Source organism: Actinoplanes utahensis (assembly GCF_016862455.1).
Classification (GTDB): Bacteria; Actinomycetota; Actinomycetes; order Mycobacteriales; family Micromonosporaceae; genus Actinoplanes; species Actinoplanes utahensis.
The window spans coordinates 16,781-38,437 of sequence record NZ_BOMZ01000015.1 but is presented as its reverse complement, the minus strand read 5'-3'; the positions used below and the strand labels follow the sequence as shown (position 1 = coordinate 38,437).

General features: G+C 71.0%; 21 protein-coding genes. 6 read left to right on the top strand and 15 right to left on the bottom strand.

Features of this window, described 5'->3' with window-relative positions; all coding sequences use genetic code 11:
* Nucleotides 1–164: 164 nt before the first annotated feature.
* The 9 genes from Aut01nite_RS03745 to Aut01nite_RS03705 form a co-directional block, all read right to left on the bottom strand.
* Complete coding sequence (locus Aut01nite_RS03745) at nt 165–2,018, bottom strand: serine/threonine-protein kinase (protein ID WP_043531334.1); 1,854 nt, start codon at nt 2,016–2,018, stop codon at nt 165–167.
* Nucleotides 2,019–2,211: 193 nt separating this feature from the next.
* Complete coding sequence (locus Aut01nite_RS03740) at nt 2,212–3,720, bottom strand: fused MFS/spermidine synthase (RefSeq protein ID WP_043531220.1); 1,509 nt, start codon at nt 3,718–3,720, stop codon at nt 2,212–2,214.
* 41 nt (nt 3,721–3,761) lie between these two features.
* Complete coding sequence (locus Aut01nite_RS03735; RefSeq protein WP_052164393.1) at nt 3,762–4,775, bottom strand: coiled-coil domain-containing protein; 1,014 nt, start codon at nt 4,773–4,775, stop codon at nt 3,762–3,764.
* A gap of 63 nt (nt 4,776–4,838) precedes the next feature.
* Complete coding sequence (locus tag Aut01nite_RS03730) at nt 4,839–5,612, bottom strand: SDR family NAD(P)-dependent oxidoreductase (RefSeq protein ID WP_043531222.1); 774 nt, start codon at nt 5,610–5,612, stop codon at nt 4,839–4,841.
* Nucleotides 5,613–5,626: 14 nt separating this feature from the next.
* Nucleotides 5,627–6,445, bottom strand: coding sequence for an inositol monophosphatase family protein (locus Aut01nite_RS03725; RefSeq protein WP_043531224.1), 819 nt, complete (start codon nt 6,443–6,445; stop codon nt 5,627–5,629).
* Nucleotides 6,438–6,890, bottom strand: coding sequence for a response regulator (locus Aut01nite_RS03720; protein ID WP_043531226.1), 453 nt, complete (start codon nt 6,888–6,890; stop codon nt 6,438–6,440). Before Aut01nite_RS03720 ends, Aut01nite_RS03725 begins: the two co-directional genes overlap by 8 nt.
* Nucleotides 6,887–8,482: a sensor histidine kinase gene (locus Aut01nite_RS03715; RefSeq protein ID WP_043531338.1), complete on the bottom strand. Its 1,596-nt coding sequence runs from the start codon at nt 8,480–8,482 to the stop codon at nt 6,887–6,889. Before Aut01nite_RS03715 ends, Aut01nite_RS03720 begins: the two co-directional genes overlap by 4 nt.
* Nucleotides 8,483–8,487: 5 nt before the next feature.
* Nucleotides 8,488–9,687, bottom strand: a complete 1,200-nt coding sequence (locus Aut01nite_RS03710; RefSeq protein ID WP_043531227.1) for a PP2C family protein-serine/threonine phosphatase — start codon at nt 9,685–9,687, stop codon at nt 8,488–8,490.
* A 91-nt stretch (nt 9,688–9,778) separates the two neighbouring features.
* Nucleotides 9,779–10,120, bottom strand: coding sequence for a hypothetical protein (locus Aut01nite_RS03705; protein ID WP_043531229.1), 342 nt, complete (start codon nt 10,118–10,120; stop codon nt 9,779–9,781).
* Between the two features lie 74 nt (nt 10,121–10,194).
* Here Aut01nite_RS03705 and Aut01nite_RS03700 point away from each other — a divergent pair, with 74 nt between their 5' ends.
* Nucleotides 10,195–12,528, top strand: coding sequence for a M28 family peptidase (locus Aut01nite_RS03700; protein WP_043531231.1), 2,334 nt, complete (start codon nt 10,195–10,197; stop codon nt 12,526–12,528).
* A gap of 66 nt (nt 12,529–12,594) precedes the next feature.
* Here the strand turns inward: Aut01nite_RS03700 and Aut01nite_RS03695 are convergent, their stop codons facing one another.
* The 3 genes from Aut01nite_RS03695 to Aut01nite_RS03685 all read right to left on the bottom strand — a co-directional run bounded on the left by Aut01nite_RS03695 (nt 12,595) and on the right by Aut01nite_RS03685 (nt 13,638).
* On the bottom strand, nt 12,595–12,879 hold the full coding sequence (locus Aut01nite_RS03695) for a Smr/MutS family protein (protein WP_043531233.1): 285 nt from the start codon (nt 12,877–12,879) through the stop codon (nt 12,595–12,597).
* A 10-nt stretch (nt 12,880–12,889) separates the two neighbouring features.
* Nucleotides 12,890–13,261, bottom strand: a complete 372-nt coding sequence (locus tag Aut01nite_RS03690; protein ID WP_043531235.1) for a tetratricopeptide repeat protein — start codon at nt 13,259–13,261, stop codon at nt 12,890–12,892.
* 155 nt (nt 13,262–13,416) lie between these two features.
* On the bottom strand, nt 13,417–13,638 hold the full coding sequence (locus Aut01nite_RS03685) for a hypothetical protein (RefSeq protein WP_043531237.1): 222 nt from the start codon (nt 13,636–13,638) through the stop codon (nt 13,417–13,419).
* A 210-nt stretch (nt 13,639–13,848) separates the two neighbouring features.
* Between Aut01nite_RS03685 and Aut01nite_RS03680 the strand changes: the two genes are divergently transcribed.
* The 5 genes from Aut01nite_RS03680 (at nt 13,849) to Aut01nite_RS03660 (ending at nt 20,215) form a co-directional block, all read left to right on the top strand.
* Nucleotides 13,849–14,586 carry a response regulator transcription factor gene (locus tag Aut01nite_RS03680; RefSeq protein WP_043531239.1) on the top strand — a complete coding sequence of 246 codons (738 nt, stop codon included), beginning with the start codon at nt 13,849–13,851 and terminating at the stop codon, nt 14,584–14,586.
* Nucleotides 14,587–14,588: 2 nt separating this feature from the next.
* Nucleotides 14,589–16,187, top strand: coding sequence for a sensor histidine kinase (locus Aut01nite_RS03675; RefSeq protein WP_043531241.1), 1,599 nt, complete (start codon nt 14,589–14,591; stop codon nt 16,185–16,187).
* A gap of 199 nt (nt 16,188–16,386) precedes the next feature.
* Nucleotides 16,387–17,451, top strand: a complete 1,065-nt coding sequence (locus Aut01nite_RS03670; protein ID WP_043531243.1) for a 3-deoxy-7-phosphoheptulonate synthase — start codon at nt 16,387–16,389, stop codon at nt 17,449–17,451.
* A 150-nt stretch (nt 17,452–17,601) separates the two neighbouring features.
* Nucleotides 17,602–19,656 carry a glycosyltransferase family 39 protein gene (locus tag Aut01nite_RS03665; RefSeq protein WP_043531245.1) on the top strand — a complete coding sequence of 685 codons (2,055 nt, stop codon included), beginning with the start codon at nt 17,602–17,604 and terminating at the stop codon, nt 19,654–19,656.
* A 262-nt stretch (nt 19,657–19,918) separates the two neighbouring features.
* Nucleotides 19,919–20,215 carry a DUF3040 domain-containing protein gene (locus tag Aut01nite_RS03660; protein WP_043531340.1) on the top strand — a complete coding sequence of 99 codons (297 nt, stop codon included), beginning with the start codon at nt 19,919–19,921 and terminating at the stop codon, nt 20,213–20,215.
* Nucleotides 20,216–20,293: 78 nt separating this feature from the next.
* On the opposite strand, the gene Aut01nite_RS03655 is transcribed toward Aut01nite_RS03660, so the two are convergent.
* From Aut01nite_RS03655 to Aut01nite_RS03645, 3 genes are all read right to left on the bottom strand, one after another.
* Complete coding sequence (locus Aut01nite_RS03655) at nt 20,294–21,016, bottom strand: hypothetical protein (RefSeq protein ID WP_043531247.1); 723 nt, start codon at nt 21,014–21,016, stop codon at nt 20,294–20,296.
* 101 nt (nt 21,017–21,117) lie between these two features.
* Entirely contained in the window at nt 21,118–21,273 is a 156-nt protein-coding gene (locus tag Aut01nite_RS03650) for a hypothetical protein (protein WP_201775612.1), read from the bottom strand.
* Nucleotides 21,274–21,307: 34 nt separating this feature from the next.
* Nucleotides 21,308–21,655, bottom strand: a complete 348-nt coding sequence (locus Aut01nite_RS03645) for a hypothetical protein (RefSeq protein ID WP_043531249.1) — start codon at nt 21,653–21,655, stop codon at nt 21,308–21,310.
* Nucleotides 21,656–21,657 lie beyond the last annotated feature (2 nt).

Genomic DNA, 21,657 nt, shown 5'->3' with positions numbered 1-21,657 from the left:
GGACTGTTGCGCCGGTGATCCACCCGGCATCAACCGCAGGTGGCCCGCCCGACATCGATCACCGGTTGCCCGCCCGACGTCAACCGCAGGTGGCCCGCCCGACATCGATCACCGGTTGCCCGCCCGACGTCGACCGCAGGTGGCCCGCCCGGCGTCAACGGTTGTCACAGGGCCAGCGAGAAACCGTTCGGGCGTTTTCCGGTGGGCTCCGGATCGGCACTGGTGGCGGTGGGTGCCGGGTGGTGCTGACGCGGAGCGCCACCGCGGGACGGCTGGCGTTTCCGCGGGCGGGGGCGCTCGGCCTCCGGCTTCTCCACCGTCGCGGCGTTCACCGAGTCGTCCCCGGACGGCGGAAGGGCTGGCGGAAGGCCTGGTGGAAGAGCCGGTGGAAGGGCCGGCGACAGGGTCGAGCCATCGGTGGTGCCGCCCAGGACCTCGGCACGGCACGGGCTGCCGTTGAGGGCGAAGGACAACGGCAACGGGTTCCGCTGCCGGTACCCGCCGTGCAGGGTGACCGCACGAGCCCGCCCCCGGCCCGCGACCACGACCCGGCGGCCGTGCTGTGTGATCGTCCCGGAGGTGCCGCTGAGACGTTGCGTGCCGGGGAACGAGAACTCCATCCGCCACCCCGACGTCTCCGTGGTCGACACGCTCAGCCTGGCCTCGAAGTCGGCGCCGGAGTCCCGCCGCACCTGGTAACGCACGGTGCAGCGGATCCGGTCCGGCCCGGCAGCGACGGCTTGGACACCGGGTCCGGCCGCGGCCGCCCGGCCCTGATCGGCGTCCTCCGCCTCACGGCGTGCCGACCAGCTCAGCACCGTGGCGGTGAGCAGGGTCAACGTGGCCAGGGCGGCGATGGCGGGCTTGCGGTCCCGGCCTCCCCGCAGGCGGGCGGCCGAGATCAGGAGCTCGGGGGGTACGGATCTTCGCCGCCGCCCGCCGAGGAACAGGCCGGCGCCGAGCGGCCGTACCGAGCCGAGCCGCAGGGCGGATCTGATCCGCAGGCCGGCGCGAAGCCGTACCGTCCCCGCAGCGGACCGGCCGAGACAGGCGCGCACCAGCCCCAGCACGCTGGACGGCCGCCCGCGGGGAGCCGGCACCGAGGCCACCGCGCGGGCCGCCGCCATTTCCCGTTTCTCCTCCGGCCGCAGTGGCGGGATGATCGGGCGTACCCCGACGGTCGCGGCCAGGGCGCGGGCCACTTCGGCGGCTCCGGGACGATCGGCCGGACTCTTGGCCAGGCAGCGCAGGCACAGGTCGGCGACGAGGGGCGGCATGCCGTCGAGTTCGGGCACCGGGTCGGGTTCGGCGTAGAGGTGGGCGCGCAACGCTTCGGCGGTGCTCTCGGCGGGCCACGGCATCCGGCCGGTGAGGGCGCGGTAGAGCAGGAGCCCGAGAGCGTAGACGTCGGTGGCCGGCAGGACGCAGGCGCCGCCGAGGCGTTCCGGCGCGAGGTAGGCGGGTGTTCCGAGCAGGCTGCCGTCGGCGGCGGCGTCCCGTTGCCCGACCACAGCGGAGATCCCGAAGTCGACGATCTTCGCGCCGGAGCCGGTGAGCATGATGTTGGCCGGGGTGACGTCGCGGTGCACGAGCCCGCGGGCGTGGGCGGTGGCCAGCGCGGACGCGATCTCGGCGGTGATCAGGACGGCTTCCCGCCAGTCGAGGGATCCTTGGCGGCCGAGCCGGGCGCTGACGGATTCGCCGTCGTTGAGCTCCATCACGACGTAGGGGACGGTCAGCTGCTCCGAGATCGGGGCCTCACCGAAGTCGTGGATGCCGGTGATGTGCGGGTGGCAGAGGCGGGCGGCGGCGAGGGCTTCCTGGCGGAGCCGGTCCCGGAAGGTACGGTCCTCGGCCAGTCGTGGCGAGAGCACCTTGACGGCGACGTCACGGCCGAGGATCTCGTCGTAGCCGCGCCACACCACGGACATGCCGCCGGTGCCGAGTTTCTCCACCAGGCGGTAACGGCCGGCAAGGCGGAGCGAGCCATCGTGACCGTTTCGCTCCGTACGCCCCATGTGCCGATTCTCGCCCGCCGGGTTGACCGTGCGGTGCCGCACCCCGAAACCCGCCCCGAAACCGTAACCAGGCCTTCACCCGCCACCACCGACCACCGCCGTGACGAAAAAGGCGAGCCGGGGTGCTGAAAAGGAGGAAGAGGGAGGAAGGGGCACGAGAGGAAGAAAAGAAGGAAGAGGTACGGGAGGAAGCTCAGCCGGCGAGGAGTTGGTCGACGGGGGCGTAGTCGTCGGTGAGGATGCGGGAGTCGCCGATGAAGTCGGTCAAGGGCCGGCCGGACAGCAGGGTCGCCGGCTGCTTCAGGGCGCTCAGCCGCGGCCGGATCGCGTCCAGCGGCAGTTCGCGGTGTGCGGCGAGGATGACGAAGTTGGAGCCCTCCTCGCCGGCCAGCGCGGCCGGTGGGGCGATCAGCGCCACGTGCGGGAACGCGGCGGCCACGGTGGCCAGTTCGGCGCGGATGAAACGGTTGGGCGGGTAGTCGATCACGTTCTGGGCGTAGACGCCGTCGGGTCGCAGCACCCGGGCCACCTCGTCGGCCATTTCCCGGGTGGCCAGGTGCCAGGGCACGACCAGGTGCCCGAAGGCGTCGCCGACCACCAGGTCGTACGAGGCTTCGGGTCGTTCGGCCAGCCCCACCCGCGCATCGCCGACCCGGACCCGCAGGTCGGGGCCGGTCCGCAGGCCGAGGCTGCGTTGATCGAGGTCGACGAGGCCGCCGTCGAGTTCGAGGACGAGCTGGTCGCTGCCGGGGCGGGTGGCGCGCAGATAGTTCGGCACGGTGAATCCGCCGCCGCCCAGGTGCAGGGCCTGTACCGGCGCGCCGGCCGGTTTCAGCACGTCGGCGACGGCGCCGATCCACTGGACGTACTCGAATTCCAGGTGGGTGGGATCGTCGAGGTCGACGTACGAGTGCCGCGCCGAGTTGAGCACCAGGGTCCGCCCACCGTCGCGTGCCGGATCGGCTGCCACGTTCGCGCAGTGGTAGGCGGTCTCCACGTCGCAGGGTGTCGGGGCGATCGCGCCGAGCCCGGCCCCGGCCAGCCCGATCACGGCGAGCGACGCCCGGACCCGTGGTGTGCCGGGCACGTCGGCCCGGGTCCCGTCGCGGCGCAGCCACCAGCCGAGCACCAGCCCGGCGACGGCGAGCAGCACCGCCAGGCTCAGGATGATCACGCTGCTGGGCATGGCGGCGACGAAGATGAATCCGGTCACCAGGGTCGCGGTGATCGCGCCGAGGGTGCCGATGCTGGACAGCCGCCCGACCACCGAGCCGGCCTGCCGCAGGTCGCCGAGCTGTAGTTTGACGACCATCGGGGCGATCGTGGAGAGCACCAGGGCGGGCAGGAAGACGGCGAGTGCGGCGAGCATGAGCACGGCCGGGGCGGCCCCGCCACGCAGCAGTTCGCCTCCCCAGCGGACCAGCGGCAGGGTGACGGCGGTGCCGATGGCGCCGAGGATCAGCGCCGGGGCGAGCAGGGTCCGCGGGTCGAACCGGTCGGCGAGCCGCCCGCCCACCCAGGCGCCGTAGGCGATGGCGGCCAGCGAGACCCCGATGACCGAGCTGCTCACCTGCAGGGTCACGCCGACATAGGGCCCGACGAGGCGCAACGCGACGATCTCGAGGACGAGGACGGCACCGCTGGCTCCGAAGGCCAGTGCGGTGGCCAGGGCCGAGGGCAGGGCGCGCGGCTGGGTCTCCACCGCCGGGATGCTACCGGTATCAGCCTGGGAAGACCCTGACCCTAGAGCATGGACAGATGTACGTGGTTCGTGTGTACCACGGAGGGTCCGCCGCTCGCGCTGTACGACGACCAGCCGGTGCTCGGCATCCAGATCTGGCGGTACCAGATCACGTACATCACGCCGAGCCGGTCGGCGTTCTTCACGTAGTACGCGGCGAGCCGGTCCCCGTACTCCTTGTCGTCGCCGGTGGCCGCGGAGTCCTCGAACGTCCCCGGCGCGGAGGACAGGTCGCAGGCCCGGCCTTTCGGGTGTTCCCCGCTGGCCCGTTTGCTGTAGCAGACCGTGTACCTGGTGAATCCGGCTGCCCGCGCCTGCTGGTAGGCGTGCAGGGTCCGCGGGGTGATGCAGCCGTCCGAGGTCGGGTCCTTGACGGTGCAGGACTCCTTCGGCCAGGACCCGTCGGAGTTGCGCGGGGCGGGTTTGGCCGCGGCCGAGTTCGCGTCGACGAAGCCGCCGGCGGCGCCGCCACCGACCTCGGCGAGCGCGGTCTCGGCGTCCTTCTTCCGTTTGGCCATCACGTTGACCTGGCGCTGCTGTTCCTTGATCTCGGCGTCGACGGCGAGCTTGGCCCGTTTCGCCTTGTCGATCTCCTGGCGGTAGGCGACGAGGGTGCCGCTGTCCATCTGGGCGAGCGTGTCGAGGCTCTGCACCCGTTCGATGAAGTCGCCCGGGTCGGCGCTGTTGAGCAGCATGGTGGCGGTGCTGATCCGACCCATCTGGTAGGCGCGGACGGCCACCTCGTCGACCTGTGCGGTGAGGGCTTTCGCCTTCGCCTCGGAGGCGGCGATCGCGGCGGAGAGCTGGGTCTGCCGCTTCTTGGAGTTCGCCAGTTTGGTTTTCGCCGAGTCGTAGCCCTTGGCCGCGGCCTCGAGCGCGGTCCGCAGCTTCTTGCTGCCGCCCTCGTCCTCGGGGGCGGCGAGGGCTGCGGATCCGGGAGTGGCGAGGGCCACCGCGACGGCCGCGGCGAGAAGCGCGAACAGGGCGGTGAACCGGCGCGGAAGACTGGCCGCCACAGAAACCTCCAAGTCGTGAGCGCCGGTACTTTACCGTGGCGACGCGCCCGTCCGGGAGATCGATCAGGTCGCCGAGTATCCACCGTCGACAAAAAGTGTCTGTCCCGTTACCGCTTGGCCGGCGGGGCTCGCCAGGAAAACGACACAACCGGCGAAATCGTCCGGCAGTCCGTTCCGGCCGATCATCGTTCGGGCGGCATGCTCGGACACCTTCGCGGGGTCGGCGAAGACCGCCTCGGTGAGCGGGGTGTGCACCACGCCGGGCGCGATCGCGTTGCAGCAGACGCCGCTCGCGGACCACGCTTCGGCCTGGGACCGGGTGAGCCCGACCAGACCGGCTTTGGCGGCCCCATAGGCGCCACTGTTCCCGTACGCGCGGAACGCCTGCTGGGAGACGACGTTGACGATCCGGCCCCACCCGCGTCGGGCCATCGCCGGGCCGAACGCCTGCCCGAGCAGGAACGGTGCGGTCAGGTTGGCGGCGAGGGTGACGTCCCACACGTCGTCGGTGAGTTCGCCGAGCGGCGGCCGCAGATTGATCCCGGCCGAGTTGACCAGGATGTCGGGTTCCCCGTACCCCTCGATGATCTTTGCCGTGAGTGCCTTGACCGCCTCGCGATCGGCGAGGTCCGCGGAGATCGCGTGGGCCTCGGCGCCGTGGGCCCGCAACTCGGCGACCACCTCGGCCATCGGCGCCGCACGCCGGGCGACCAGGACGATCCGGGCGCCCGCGCGGCCCAGCGCGACCGCCATCGCCCGGCCGATCCCGGAGCTGCCACCGGTCACCACCGCGGTCCGGCCCTGCAGACCGAAGATCTCTTCGAGGTACGAGGACATGCCCCGCACCCTAGCTACGCGTCGATCGAGGGCGGGCCCGCCGGGAAGAGCGTGCGGTGAACTGTGTGCCAGATCTCCTCGTTGGCGGCGACCAGGAGCCCGCGCTGGTGGTCGGTCGGCCGGTGCTCGGCGCCGTCCAGGTGGCGGACCACCCCGCCGGCCTCGCGGACGATCAGCGCGCCGGGCACGTGGTCCCACGGCAGGATCCGCCAGAACATCGCGAACTGCTGCTCGTCGGTGGCGACGGCCGGGTACTCGTACCCCGCGCAGTGCCGCCCGGCGGTGAAACCGCCCAGCTCGCCGGCCCGTCCGAGAACCTGGCGCCGCAGATCCTCGGGGTAGTACTTGTGCGAGATCACGCCGTGCAGCGCGGCCGCGCCCGGGTCGTCGGTGCGGGTCTTGACCCGGACGCCGTCGCGGTAGGCGCCGGACCCGGCCTCGGCCACCGTCAGGTGATCGCCGACCACGTCGAGGATCCAGGCCGCCGTCGTCACGCCGTCGCGGATCAGCGCGACCATCACGCAGAACGGGGTCCGCCCGGCGGCGAAGTTGTTCGTCCCGTCGACCGGGTCGACGATCCAGACCGCGCCACCCGCGCCGAGCCGGTCCCGAACCGCAGGGTCGGCCGCGACCGCCTCCTCGCCGACCACCAGCGAGCCGGGCAGCAGCGCGGTCAGGCCGCGGGTGAGCGCCCGCTCGGACTCCTGGTCGGCGATGGTGACCAGGTCACCGGGGGATTTCTGCTGGACCTCGTCGTCGGCCAGGCGCCGGAAGCGCGGCAGCACGATGGTCTGGGCGACCTCGCGGACCAGCTCAGCGACCTGTTCAAGCACGCGGCGGCAACTTCACGACGCTGACGAAGAACTCGTCGATCTGCCGTATGACGGCGATGAACCGCTCAAAGTCGACAGGCTTGGTCACGTACGCGTTCGCGTGCAACTGGTAGCTGCGCAGGATGTCCTCGTCCGCCGAGGAGGTGGTGAGCACGACGACCGGGATCCGGCCCAGGTCGTCGTCCTTCTTGATCTCGGCGAGGACCTCGCGGCCGTCGCGCCGCGGCAGGTTCAGGTCGAGCAGGATCAAGTCCGGGCGGACGGCCTCCGCATACTGCCCCTCGCGCCGCAGGTAGGCCAGCGCCTCCGCGCCGTCGGGGACGACGTTGAGCCGGTTGCGGACCTTGTGCTCCTCGAACGCCTCCTGGGTCATCAGCACGTCACCGGGATCGTCCTCGACGAGGAGCACCTCGATCGGGGTGCCGTTGTCCCGTTGCACGCTCATGCTGTCGTCTCCTCCATGTCGGCGGGTTCAGGCTCCGGCAGCTCCATGCCCGGCATCACCGGAAGCGTGAACCAGATCGACGCGCCTTCCGGCACATCGACGTCCAGCCAGACCCGTCCGCCATGGTATTCGACGATCTTCTTGACGATCGCCAGTCCGATGCCGGTGCCCTCGTACGCGTCCCGCGCGTGCAGCCGCTGGAAGATGACGAAGACCTTGTCGGCGAACTCGGCCTCGATGCCGATGCCGTTGTCCCGGACGTTGACCTTCCATTCCCGGTCCTCGACGGTGGCCGTCACCCGCACCACCGGCGGCACGTCGGGGCGGCGGAACTTCAGCGAGTTGCCGATCAGGTTCGCGAAGAGCGTGGTGAGCAGCGGCTCCTCGCCCTCCACCGTGGGCAGCCGGTCCCAGCTGATCTCCGCGTCCTCGCCGGCCCGGGTCTCCAGCTGCGACCTCACGTCGTCGAGCACCTTGTTCAGGTCGACGTCGGTGAAGCCGCTGGTGAGCCGGCCGATCCGGGAGAACGCCAACAGGTCGTTGATCAGCCGCTGCATACGGGACGCGCCGTCGACGGCGAACCCGATGTACTGGTCGGCCCGTTCGTCGAGCTGCCCGGCGTAGCGGCGTTGCAGCAGCTGGCAGAAGCTGGCCACCTTGCGCAGCGGCTCCTGCAGGTCGTGCGAGGCGACGTAGGCGAACTGCTCCAGATCGCGGTTGGACCGGGTGAGCTCCTCGGCCTGGGATTGGAGCTGCTGGTTGATCCATTCGACCTGCTGGCGGGCCATGCGTACCTCGCTCAGCTCGCTGGCGATCTGCCGGCGCATCCGGTCCACGTCCTCGGCCAGCCCGGCCAGGTCCGGCGAGCCGTACGACGAGGTGTCGATGTGCTTCTCGTAGTCACCGGCGGCGACCTGCCGAACCTGCCCGGCCAGGTGCAGGATCGGGCGGCTGACCAGCCGGTCCAGCAGGAGCAGCAGCAGCACGCCGGTGATCAGGATGATCACCGCGGCGGCGATCTCGATGACCACCATGGTCTGGCTGGAGTCCCGGGCCGCGTCCGCCGAGGCGGCGCGCAGGACGATGATCCGGTTCTGCATGTCGTCGACGGCCTGGCGCAGCTGGTCGAAGTCGCGGGTGTCGGACCCGTCGAACCGCTGCTGCGCGGCTTCCGGGCCCTGGGTGCGGACCGTCTCGATCAGCGGCTCGGCCACATCGGCACGCCACTTCGCGGCGCGCGCCTTGACCAGTTCGACAGCCGCACGGATCTCGGCGTCCTGGGGCTGGAGCAGGCCCTCGATCAGGGCGATCTGCTCGTCCGCGGCGGCCCGCCCTCTCCGGTACGGCTCGAGGGTGCGGTCCTCCCCGGTGATCGCGTATCCCCGGATGCCGGTCTCCTGGTTGACCAGCGCGGTGTTCAGCGCCTCGCCGCTGGTGCGCATCGGCCCGACCCGGTCCAGCAGGTTGTCGATGTGCCCGTTGTTGTTCGCGGCGGTGACCGCGGCGACCACACCGAGTCCGCTGAGCAGCAGACCGGCCGCGAGGCAGAGTGCGAAGATCCGCCCGCGCAGCGTCCAGGTGCGCATCCGCATGACGCTCACCGGCCACCGCCGCGGGAGATCAGCAGCATCGCCACGTCGTCGGCGAGCGGGCCGCCGTTGTCCCGGTCGGCCCGCGCCACCAGCCATCCGGGCAGTTCCGGCAGCGGCCGGTCGCGGGCGTCCGGCTCGTCGAGGAGATGGCACAGGCCGTCCACGTCGAGCCGTTCGTCGCCGGCGCCGGTCCGCCCCTCGATGAGGCCGTCGGTGTACATCAGCAGGGACCAGTCATTGCCGGGGAACTCCAACTCCGTCGCGGGTGTGGGAGTCGGACGTACCCCCAGGACGATTCCGGTACGCACGGCGACCGGCGCGGCACGTCCCCCGGCCAGCACGATGGGCGGCGGATGGCCGGCGACGCGTACCGTCGCGCGGTTGTGCGGCAGGTCGATGACCGCCGACGCGACAGTGGCGAACACCTCCCGGGCCCGCCGCTCCGACATCAGCACCTGCTCCAGCGACGGCAGCACCTGGTCCTCCGGCACCCCGGCGAGCACCAGCGCCCGCCACGCGACCCGGAGCTCGACGCCGAGCGCCGCCTCGTCGACACCGTGCCCGCAGACGTCACCGACGATCACGTGCAGCCGGTCGTCGCCGACCTGCACCACGTCGTAGAAGTCCCCGCCGAGCAGCCCCATCGCACGGCCGGAGCGGTAGAACGGCGCCACGTCGATGGCGAAGTCGTCGCGTTTCAGCGGTTTCGGCAGCAGGCCGCGTTCCAGGCGGGCCGACTCCGCCTCCCGCAGCTCGGCCTCGCGCAGCCGCCGGGCGTTCTCGTCGGCACGTTTGCGCTCCACCGCGTACCGCAGCGACCGGATCAGCAGAACCCCGTCGACCTGGCCCTTGACCAGGTAGTCCTGGGCGCCCTCGGCGACCGCCTGGACGCCGAGGTGCTCGTCGGAACGGCCGGTCAGCACACAGACCGCGGCGCCGCCGGCCAGCGCGAGCAGCTTGCGCAGGCCGTCGATGCCCTCGGCGTCCGGTAGGCCCAGATCGAGCAGCACGCATTCGACGCCGGTCAGCATGCCACGGGCTTCGCGCAGGCTGGTGGCGACGGTCAGGTCGAACGGCGCTTCGGCCTCGCTGAGCAACTCCTGGACCAGGAAGGCGTCACCCTCGTCGTCCTCGACGAGCAGGATCCGTAACCGTTCCATCCGATCCGTCGCGTACATGCGGGGTGCGAGCGACCGCTCTGTCATTCCGATTCCCCACTCGACGCATAGGTGACCCGCAAATCGTGTACCAAGCGGCCGTCCCACACAACTTCGGTCACCCGGATGTAGTCGATCATCACTGTGGGTCGTCGCCGGCGGCAGCGACGCGCCGGGCGTGCTCCGCGATGACCTGGCCGAGGATTCCGTGCAACTGGCCACAATCCCGGCAGTGCAGGTTCTCGTCGAGGTGCCGGCCGCCGCACCCCGAGCAGTCGCCGCGGTCCTCCGGGTCGCGATAGGACTCGAGCGCACGGCACAGCGCACGGATGACGTGATCACTGAGAGTGAAGACGTCCTCGCCGAGCGCGGTGCGCACGCCGACGACGGCGACCGGAGCGGCGTCCGGGTGTGGATTGTACGGGGACACCCGGTCGATGAACTCGGCGATGACGGCTGCTGGGTCCAACGGCGTAGTCACCGCACCACGCTATTGCACGCGCTGATTGATCTTCGGGGTACCCGCCGGGCGTACCGGGATGATCAGATGTCCCCATGCGTGACTCAGGTCTCACCGCGCCGCCGCGCCGCGGTCTCGCCGCGGCCGTCGTCCTGGCCGTTCTGGCCCTGGCCGGGCTGGCCGCGGTCCGCTCGGTCCAGCCGCCGGCGGCGCGATCGGAGACGGCTCCGGCCGGCGAGTTCAGCGCCGCCCGGGCATTCGCCGAGGTACGCGCCATCGCCGCCACCCCGCACCCGGCCGGCAGCGCCGCCAACGACCGGGTCCGGGACCATCTGGTGACCACGCTGCGCGGTCTGGGCCTCTCCCCCGAGGTTCAGGACACCGTGTCGGAACAGGGCGCCGGCCTCTCCTCGTCGGCCGGCGGAACCGGGCTCGCCCGGGTGCGCAACGTGGTCACGGTGCTTCCCGGCGCCGCCTCGACCGGCCGGATCTTCCTGGTCGCGCACTACGACTCGGCGCAGATCGCGCCGGGCGCCAACGACGACGGCGCGGGCACCGCCGCGATCCTGGAGACGGCCCGAGCGCTGACCGGCGGCGAACGACTCCGCAACGACATCGTGCTGGTGCTCACCGACGCCGAGGAGGCGTGCCTGTGCGGGGCGAAGGCGTTCGTCGAGCAGCATCCGCTGGCCCGCGACGGCGGGGTGGTGCTCAACCTGGAGGCGCGCGGCAGCACCGGCCCGGCGATCATGTTCGAGACGTCGGAGGACAACCGGCGCCTGGTGGAGACGTACGCGAAGGTGCCGTACCCGGTCGGCACCTCGTTCGCGGTGGAGATCTACCGGATGCTGCCGAACGACACCGACTTCACCCCGTTCCGCCAGACGCCGGCGTTCCAGGGATTGAACACCGCCTACATCGACGGCGCGGCCGTCTATCACGCGCCGACCGACACGCCGGAGGCGATGAGCCGGGACAGTCTCCAGCACCACGGCGACAACCTGCTCGCCCTGGCGACCGAGTTCGGCGCCCTCGACCTGACCACCCTCACCCGCGACGGTGACGCCACCTACTTCCCGGTGCCCGGCATGCTGATCCGGTACCCCGGCGGCCTGGTGTGGCCGCTCGCCGGGCTGGCTCTGGTCGCGGTGGTGGCACTGGGTGTCCTGGTACGCCGCCGGGTGGTCGCCGCGATCGCCCTGGCGGTGCTGCCGATCGTGGTGGCGCCGCTGCTCGCCCAGGGTCTGTGGAGACTGCTGGTGCTGATCCGGCCCGGCTACGACGGCCTGCCGATCGACCCGTACCGTCCGATGTGGTACCGCATGGCGGTCATCGCCCTGTCCGCGGCGGTCGTCCTGATCTGGTACGCCCTGCTGCGCCGCCGGATCGGCCCCGCCGCCCTGGCCGTCGGCGGGCTGACCTGGCTGGCGCTGCTCGGCATCGCGCTGGCCGCCTTCGCTCCCGGCGGCTCCTACCTGGCCGCGCTCCCGGCCCTGGCCGTCGCGGTGTCCGCCGCGCTCGCGTTCTTCGCCCGCCCCTGGCCCGCCGTCGCCATGCTGACCGTCGGCGCCCTGGTTCCGGTCGTGATCCTGCTGCCGACCGTGCTGATGCTCTTCCCCGCGCTGGGCATGCCGATGGCCGGGATCGGCGCGTTCCTCACCGTGCTGCTCGGCCTGGCCCTGCTGCCGGTGCTCGACCTGATCCACCCGGTCGCGGCCGGCACCCGGGGGATGGCGGCGCTGCGAGCCCGCCGGATGGGCGCCGTACCCGGCCTGGTCGCCGCGGTGACCGCGGTCGCGTGCACGGTGACCGGCCTGGCCGTCGACACGTTCGACGACGAGCACCCGTCGCTCACCCATCTGATGTACGCGCTGGACGCCGACAACGGCACGGCCCGCTGGCTGAGCGAGGAGACCACCCCACAGGAGTGGACCGCGCAGTATGTGACAGGCGGCCCCGCGACCGTCGACGACACCCTTCCGGCCTTCGGCGCGGAGTTGCTGCGGACCGGTCCGGCGCCCGCCGCCACCCTGCCCGCCCCCGCGCTCACGCTGGTCTCGGAGACCCGGAACGGCGATCGGCGCACCATGAGACTGCTGCTCGATCCGCAGCGCACGGCCCGCTTCACCACGCTCCACGTGGCGACGGTGACACCGGTCACCGCGGCCACGGTCGGCGGCCGCACGGTCGCGATCGACCCGGCCACCGGCGGCCCATGGGGTTTCGGTTTCGTCTTCCACGCGCCACCGGAGACCGGCGTCGAGATCGAACTGACGGTCCGGGCGAGTGGCCCGGTCACCTTCCGTGCCATGGACGGCAGCGACGACCTGGCCACGGTCCCCGGGTTCCGGGCGAGACCCGCCGGGGTCGGGGTCCTCGGTTCGCACAGCAGCGAACTGGTCGCGGTCGCCAAGACCTACACCCTTTAGAAGTACGCCGTACGCGCGGCCGTCTCCGAAAGGTGCCCGCCCGGCCGCCGGAGGCCAGGGGAAGCGTCAGCGACCCCGGCCCCGGCGACCGGTCGACACGTCGTGGCGGAAGTGCACGAAGAGACGGCCCCAGTTGTCGCCGTCCTTCTCCACCCGGTGGTAGAGCTGCTTGATCTCTTTCTGATCGAGGAAGCGGATGACCTTCTTCTTCAGGGCTCCGCTGCCCTTGCCCGGGATGATCTCGACGGAGGATGCCTTCTTCTGGATCGCCTCGTCGATGATCCCCCGGAGGGCGCGGTCGATCTCGTGACCCTTGTTGAAGATGTCGTGCAGGTCCAGCTTCAGCTTCACGACCGCGACCTTACGCCGCGCTCGACTTGCCGAGCCACGTCTCGACCCGCCGCAACGCCTCCTGGTAGTCGGTCTGCGTCTTCATCGCGGCGGCCAGCCGCAGATGCGGCAGCGCCTCACGGAAACGGCCGGCCCGCTCCAGGGTCCGGCCGAGCACGTGATGCGCGTAATGATCCGACGGATCATGGTCGACCAGCACCCTGAGCTGGGTCTCCGCACCGTTGAGCTGAGCCGAGTTGAAATAGGCCCGGGCCAGCAGCAGCCGGACCGCGGTGTTGTGCGGCTCGGCCTCGACTATCGGCTCCAGCAGCTTGGCGGCGCCGAGCGGGTCGCCGGACTCGAAGAAGAATGTGGCCCTGCGGTAGTCCTCGAGAAGATTCACGTGCAAACTCCTCACGCTCGCGCCGCGACTTTGACCAACGCTTGCACAACATCGTCCGGACTTCGAGTGTTCCCGTGATAAGAGGTCGTCAACAACCCGCCGGCTCTGGCTGCCGTCTCAGCGGCGCCGAGACAGCCCTGACGCCCGGCCGGGGGTCACCGCTTGAGGAGCAGCAACGCCAATCCGCCGGTGAGCAGGTACCCGCCGATGGCGGCGAGCAGCATCGGGCTCAGTCCGCCGCCGGGGAGTTCGGAGAGGTCCGGGACGGACTCGGTGGCCTCCGGGCGGCGCGGCTCGGCCGGCTCCGCCTTGGCCGACGGGGCCAGCGGGAACAGGAGAAGGACCAGGACGGAGAACACCGCCGCGAGTCGCCGCATTTGCCCAGTATGGGATTTCTGGGGCTTTGTTTCGCTTTGCCACTCCGCTCGCCAGGATCCTCATGCACGACGACCACCGTGCCGAACAAAGCCTCGAGCAGCGGCAGGTGTTCCGCCTGTCCCGCCCCCGCGATCTTGCTGTACCGGACACACAGGCGGCGCACAGCAGACGGAAAGCGGGCACCGAGCGTGGCGCAACACAGTAAGGGCATGACGATGGCGAACGCAGAACCCAGCACCGAACTCCGCCGGCCCGACGGGACCCCGGTCCGGGTGCTCGTGGTCGACGACGAACCGACCCTGGCCGAGCTCCTCTCGATGGCGCTGCGGTACGAGGGCTGGGACGTGCGCAGCGCCGGGGACGGCATGACCGCCGTGCGCACCGCCCGCGACTTCCGCCCGGACGCCGTCGTCCTCGACATGATGCTCCCCGACATCGACGGGCTCGAGGTGCTGCGCCGGCTGCGCGGCGAGACTCCCGAGGTGCCGGTGCTGTTCCTCACCGCCAAGGACTCGGTGGAGGACCGGATCACCGGGCTCACCGCGGGCGGCGACGACTACGTGACCAAGCCGTTCAGCCTGGAAGAAGTGGTGGCCCGGCTGCGCGGGCTGATGCGGCGGATGGGACACGCGCCGATGCGCACCGAGTCGCAGCTGGTCGTCGGCGACCTGACCCTCGACGAGGACTCGCACGAGGTCCGGCGCGGCGGGGACCTGATCACGCTGACCGCCACCGAGTTCGAACTGCTGCGCTACCTGATGCGCAACCCGCGCCGGGTGCTGAGCAAGCCGCAGATCCTGGACCGGGTCTGGAACTACGACTTCGGCGGGCAGGCGAACGTGGTCGAGCTCTACATCTCGTACCTGCGCAAGAAGATCGACGCCGGCCGTGCGCCGATGATCCACACCATGCGCGGCGCCGGTTACGTCCTCAAGCCGGCCGACTGATCATGAGCGCTGCCGCCACTTCCATCCGCCGGCCGGCCCGCTGGTACAGCCCTGCGGGCTGGTCCCTGCGCACCCGGCTGGTCGCCATCATGATCGCCCTGCTGTCCGTGCTGGGCCTGGTGGTCGGCAGCACCGCTGAGGTCTACCTCTACCGGTCCCTGCACAAGCAACTCGACATCGAGCTGGCGGACGCCGCCAAGCGCGTGGGATTCTTCGTCTCCCAACCCGACGGCGGCTCCAGACGACCGGCCTCGTCCGGCTCGCAGGAGCCCGGCCAAGGACCATTCACCGACAGGTACGGCGGTGACCCACCCCGGCTACCCGGCGAAGCGATCGTGCTGCAGCAGCAGGCCGACGGCACGTTCACCGGCGGCCGGATCGAGTTCTCCGAGGTCCAGGGCACCGACGTCTACGTCGCGCTCAGCGACGCCGAGATCGCCACGGTCATCGAGGAAGTCCCGACCAACGGCGCCAACGCCGACGTGGACCTCGGGGGCGACCATCCCGAGTACCGGATGACCCTGGCCGTCCAAAAGAATGGAGGCACCTACTACGTCGGTGTCTCCATGGAGCAGGTCAACACAACCCTGCTCACGGTCGCCGGGTTCACCGGGTGCGTGATCCTCGGGTCGCTGCTGATCGCGGGATGGGGTGGGGCGCTCATCGTCCGCCGTACCCTCGAGCCTCTCGATCGTGTCGCGGCCACCGCATCGCGGGTCGCCGAACTGAAGCTGGACGCCGGTGAGGTGCGCCTCGCGCAGCGAGTGCCCGAAGAGGACACCGACCCGCGCACCGAGGTCGGCCAGGTCGGCGCCGCCCTGAACCGGATGCTCGACCACGTCGGCAACGCTCTGGAGGCGCGGCACGCCTCCGAGATGCAGGTGCGTCAGTTCGTCGCGGACGCCAGCCACGAGCTGCGCACTCCGCTCGCCGCGATCCGCGGTTACGCCGAGTTGAGCCGCCGCAGCCGGCAGGTGCTGCCGGACGAGATCTCGCACATGCTGAACCGGGTCGAGTCCGAGGCGAAGCGGATGACCGCGCTGGTCGAGGATCTGCTGCTGCTGGCCCGTCTGGACGCCGGCCGTCCGCTGGCCCAGGACCCGGTGGACCTGACCATGCTGGCCGTCGACGCGACAAGTGACGCGCACGCCGCCGGGCCGCGTCACTACTGGCAGCTGGATCTGCCGGACGAGCCGGTCACGGTGCTCGGCGACGGCGCCCGGCTGCATCAGGTGGTGGCGAATCTGCTGGCCAACGCCCGTACGCACACGCCGGAAGGTTCGACGGTGACCGTCAAGATCGGCGCGGTGCCGAACGCGGCGGTGATCCAGGTGATCGACGACGGCCCGGGTATCCAGCCGGATCTGGTCGGGCGGATCTTCGAGCGGTTCACCCGTGGCGACGGTTCGCGCTCGCGGGCCGCGGGCAGCACCGGGCTGGGTCTGTCGATCGTGCACGCCGTGGTCACCTCGCACGGCGGCAAGGTCGGCGTGCAGAGCCGTCCGGGCCAGACCGTCTTCACCGTGATGCTGCCGCTCGGCCCACCCCCTGTCGTCCCATCAGCTGAACAGGGGTCGCGGATGCTGCATCCGGTCCGGTGACCCGGCTATGCTCACTGGCATGTCTCGCACGTGGTCGTTTTATTGGTTTACGAGGCCGGCTCACGCCGGTGCCTCGGCCATGACCGCATGACCTGAGGCACCAGCCAGAGCCGGCGAAGGCAGCGACGATGTCGCTGCCTTTTTGTTTGCCCCGAGCAAACCGGCTCTGACCAGGGCCGGTCGAAGGAGAGAGATCACCATGACCGCCCCAGAGGTGCAGCGCGTCCGTGACCAGCGGATCGAGAAGGTCGTCCCGCTGATGAGCCCGGCGCTTCTGCACCACGAGCTGCCGCTGACGTCCGAGTTGCACGACACCGTGCTGGCCGGCCGTAAGCAGGTCGAAGACGTTCTCAATGGCCGAGATCAGCGCCTGATCGTGGTTGTCGGCCCGTGTTCGGTGCACGATCCGGAGGCCGCCGGCGAGTACGCGGACCGGCTGAAGGTCGAGGCCGAGCGGCTCAGCGAGGACCTGCTGATCGTGATGCGGGTGTACTTCGAGAAGCCGCGTTCCACGGTCGGCTGGAAGGGCCTGATCATGGACCCGGCCCTGGACGGCTCGGGTGACGTCGGCGCCGGCCTGCGGATCGCCCGCAAGCTGCTGCTCGAGGTCGTCGCGCGGGGCCTGCCGGTGGCCGTGGAGTTCCTCGACCCGATCACCCCGCAGTACATCGCCGACACCGTGGCCTGGGGCGCGATCGGCGCCCGGACCGTCGAGTCGCAGGTTCACCGCCAGCTCTCGTCCGGCCTGTCGATGCCGATCGGCATGAAGAACCGCCCCGACGGCAGCGTCTCCACCGCCGTCGACGCGATCCAGGCCGCCGAGGCGAAGCACGTGTTCCCCGGCATCGACTACTCGGGCACCCCGGCGATCCTGCACACCGCCGGCAACCCGGACTGTCACCTGGTGCTGCGCGGTGGCGGCGGCAAGCCGAACTACAGCGCCGAGGACGTGGAGTCGTCGCTGGCGCTGCTGCGCAAGGCCGGTCTGCCGGAACGTCTGGTGATCGACTGCTCGCACGGCAACAGCAACAAGGACCACAACCGGCAGCCGATCGTGGCCGAGGACATCGCGCAGCAGATGGAGTCCGGTCAGCGGGCGATCAGCGGCGTGATGCTGGAGAGCTTCCTGGAGCCGGGCCGGCAGGACCTGGGCGGCGAGCTCACCTACGGCAAGTCGGTCACCGACGCCTGCATGGGCTGGGACGCCACGGTGAGCGTGCTGGAGCGGCTGGCCACCGCGTCGGCGAAGCGCCGCGCGCTCTGATCCCGGAGGTGTGTTGATTTCGGGCGCTCTGCGCGCCCGAAATCAACACGCGAACTCTCAGGGATCGCACAGTCGGGGCACAAGGGCGCGACAGCACGTCGATCGATTCTTCATCGGGTACGAGTCCGCCAGTTCCCTGGGAGAATCTCGATGACCTCGCTGTCGCCGGTGGCAATGGACGTGCCTGCCGACGCCCCACCGCCGTCTGAACCGTCCCGGGATCGGTCCGGCTGGGCCAAGGTCCTGTTCGGACGCTCGGACGCCGCCTGGATCCGGCCCTCCCTCTACGCTCTGCTGCTGCTGACCGCGGTCCTCTATCTGTGGGGTCTCGGCGCGTCCGGTTGGGCCAACGCGTTCTACTCGGCCGCGGTACAGGCCGGTTCGGAGAGCTGGAAGGCGTTCTTCTTCGGCTCGTCGGACGCGGCGAACTCGATCACCGTCGACAAGACCCCCGCCGCGCTCTGGATCATGGCACTGTCGGTGCGGGTGTTCGGGCTGAGCTCGTGGAGCATCCTGGCCCCGCAGGCGCTGCTCGGCGTCGCCACCACCGGTCTGCTCTACGCCACCGTGCGCCGCGGTTTCGGCCCGGCCGCCGGCCTGATCGCCGGGCTGGTCTCGGCGCTGACCCCGGTCGCCGTGCTGATGTTCCGGTTCAACAACCCGGACGCGTTGCTGGTGCTGTCGATGGTCGCCGGCGCGTACACGACGGTGCGCGCCGTCGAGACCGGCGCCACGAAGTGGATCGTGCTGACCGGTGTGCTGGTCGGGTTCGCCTTCCTGGCCAAGCAGTTGCAGGCGCTGCTGGTGGTGCCGGCGTTCGGCCTGGCGTACCTGGTCGCCGGCCCGCCGAGGATCGGCAAGCGGATCGTGCAGCTGCTGCTGGCGCTGGCCGCGATGATCGCGTCCGCCGGGTGGTACATCGCGATCGTCGACCTGGTGCCCGCGTCGGCCCGGCCCTACATCGGCGGCTCGCAGAACAACAGCCTGCTCGAACTCACCCTCGGCTACAACGGTCTGGGCCGGCTCAACGGCGAGGAGACCGGCAGCGTCGGCAACGCCGCGAGCCGCTGGGGCGCGATCGGCTGGACCCGGATGTTCGACAGCGAGCAGGGCGGCCAGGTCTCCTGGCTGCTTCCGGCCGCGCTGATCCTGCTGGTCGCCGGCCTGGTCGTCACCGCCCGGCGGGCACGGACCGATGCACGGCGGGCCGCACTGATCATCTGGGGCGGGTGGCTGCTGACCACCGGGCTGATCTTCAGCTTCATGCAGGGGATCTTCCACGCGTACTACACGGTGGCTCTGGCGCCGGCGATCGGCGCGGTCGTCGGGATGGGTGCCGGGCTGCTGTGGAAACGGCGGGACAACCTGGTCGCGGCGCTCACCCTGGCCGTGGCGGCCGCGGTGACCGCCTGGTGGTCGTACACGTTGCTCGGCCGCAGCGCCGACTTCCTGCCGTGGCTGCGGTTGCCGGTGCTGATCGTGGGCCTGGCGGCGGCGGTCGCGCTGGCGCTGTCGGTGCGCCTGCCGGCGCGGCCGGCTCTGGTCGCCGGGATCGTCGCGGTGGTCGCGGGCCTCGCAGGACCCGCGGCCTACGCCGTGCAGACGGCATCCGAGCCGCACACCGGATCGATCCCGTCAGCTGGCCCGGCAGTGGCCGGCGGCCGGGGCGCGATGCCGGGCGGCGGCCGGGGCGGGCCGAACGGGGGCGGCTTCCCCGGTGGCGGCGCCCGCCCACAAGACGGCGTCCCGCCGGCCGGCGGTCCCCGAGACGGCGGCCAGCGCTTCGGACAAGGTGGACAGGACGGGCGAGGCGCCCGCGGCGGCGGCATGGGCGGGCTGCTCGATGCCGCCCGGGTCAGCGAGGAGGTGAAGGCGCTGCTCGAACGCGACGCCGACCGGTACACCTGGGCGGCCGCGGCGATCGGGTCGCAGAGCGCGTCCGGCTACCAGCTCGCCACCGAGCAGCCGGTGATGGCGGTCGGCGGCTTCAACGGCACCGACCCGTCACCGACGCTGGCGCGGTTCCAGCAGTACGTCGCGGACGGAGAGATCCACTACTTCATCGGCGGCGGCGGGTTCGCGCGCGGCGGCGGCAACGGCGGCAGTGACGAGAGCGCCTGGATCTCCGAGTGGGTGACGGCGAACTTCACGCCGCAGACCGTCGGCGGCACCACTCTCTACGACCTGACCGCACCGAAGAGCTGAACCCCTGGCGTGTTGACTTCGGCCGCGATGAGCGGTCGAAGTCAACACGTTGATCAAGCAGCGCGTCATCTTCCGATCGCGGGGCGTTGTACCCGATGCCGGGGGTTTCCGCAGGTCCCGCCGTCCGGAACGGAACGGACCGAAAATTCGGCACACGCAGACGTATCACAGCGGCAACTCAGAGGTAACAATGGGCTCTGATCGGGATCGCCCAGTCTCGATCCATGCTTTCACCGGCTCGGCGGCCCGGAAGGTGGCGGACATGCTCAGCAAAGAGGACACTCGGCGGCTCGCGGCCCTCGAACGGCAACTTCGGCGCGACGATCCCGACTTCTGCGCCCGGATGGGCGGCGGAAACTTCAGCGTGTCATCGACCGCTCGCCCAGCGTTGCCACTTTTCATCATCGCCGCCGTGATCACCGCCGTCGCCGTCGTGCTGGGCGTGGTCGGGTGGTGGATCGCCGCGTCCATCGTGGCGACCTGGGCCGTGATCACCGCTGCGGCCGCCGTTCACCGGCTGCGGCGGCATCGGGCCGAGACGGCGTTCCGGCAGCCCTGACGTTCTCAGCCACACGGTGTTCCGTCCGGTCGCTGCCCGGTTGCGGGTGCTACCGAAAGCGGCACCGGGCCGGAAGGATCAGGAGTTCGCGGCTTTCTGAGCCTCGAACCGGCGGACGATCTCGGCGAGGGCGCGGACCTGCCGGAGGACGCTGTCCGGTTCGGTGGACCGGTGCAGCCGGGCGCCGATGTCGGCGATCGCGTCGGTGCGGACGCCGACCATGTTGAGCGGGTGACGGTAAAGCGGCTCCTGCGCCGTCGCCCACGTGACGAAGACCCGCGACGGCACCGGCAGATAGACGATCCAGGCGGTGCTCAGCTCGCCGGTGCCCGGCCGCCGGAAGTCGAAGATCACGAAGTCCAGTTCGGTGTACGTGCCACGCAGCACCGCGTACGCCGGACGGCCCTCGCCGAAATCGGGGGTGTCGCTCCAGTCGGCGAGCAGCTCGGGGTCGACGTCGACGAAGCTCCAGCCGTGCCGGCGGGCCAGTTCGATGCGGTCGCCCACCCCGGTGGCCGGGACCACCGAGCGGTCGGCGAAGAAGGTGAGCCAGACGCCGGCGCCGGCCACCATGATGCCGAGGGCGATCGCGAGCAGGGCGGCGAACCTGTCGTCGCCCTGGCGCTCCAGGGAGCGGACCACTCCACCGCCGTCGCCGACGGTGATGCACTGGTTGCCGGCGCGCATCTCGGTGGTGGTGCAGGTGGCCGTGTCGTTCAGCAGCAGGACGACGCCGAGGACCAGGATCCCCAGTCCGAGGGTGAGGACGATCCACGAGGATCGACCCGTCCGAACGCCCATCCGTCCTCCCACGTCAGCCGGTGATCAAAGTACCGGCTGCGCGGGGTGATACGGCCGGTGCGGGCGCGCCGGCCGTGTCACGTAGCGGAAGAGTTATCCGGTCAGCAATGGCCCGGCGTTCCGGAGGGTGTGCGCGGCGACGTCCGGCCCAGCCGGATACCGGCCTCGTCGGCGGTGCGGGTGTGGATACCGGACCAGACCCGGGCGTCGACGTTCTCCTGACTGGGCGCCCGCCAGTCGGTGTAGGTGCGGGTCACGCCCGGTGCGGACGGGCTCGGGATGGTGTAGGGGCTACGCCTGGGTCCGGACCGTGCTGTCCACCGCGCCGTACGCCTTGACCTCCGCGATGTCGCGTTCGTACCGGGGCGAGCCGAGGGCCGGCGGGGCCGGCCGGTACTGGCCCGCGCTGCGCAGGGCGAACGGGCGGGCCACCCGGTTGCCGTACTGGGTGGCGAGGGCGTACGCGGGCGGGGTGGGCGTCAGCGTGATCAGGATCTGGCGCACCGCGCCGGCGAGGGCGGCGCTCCGGTAGACGGGTGAGCGGGAGCCGTTCTGCGCCCGGGCGGCGGCCAGCCAGCCGATCGCCCACGTGCGGCTGTTGGTGACCTGGGTGGTGGCGCCGCCGGCGGCGATCGCCACAT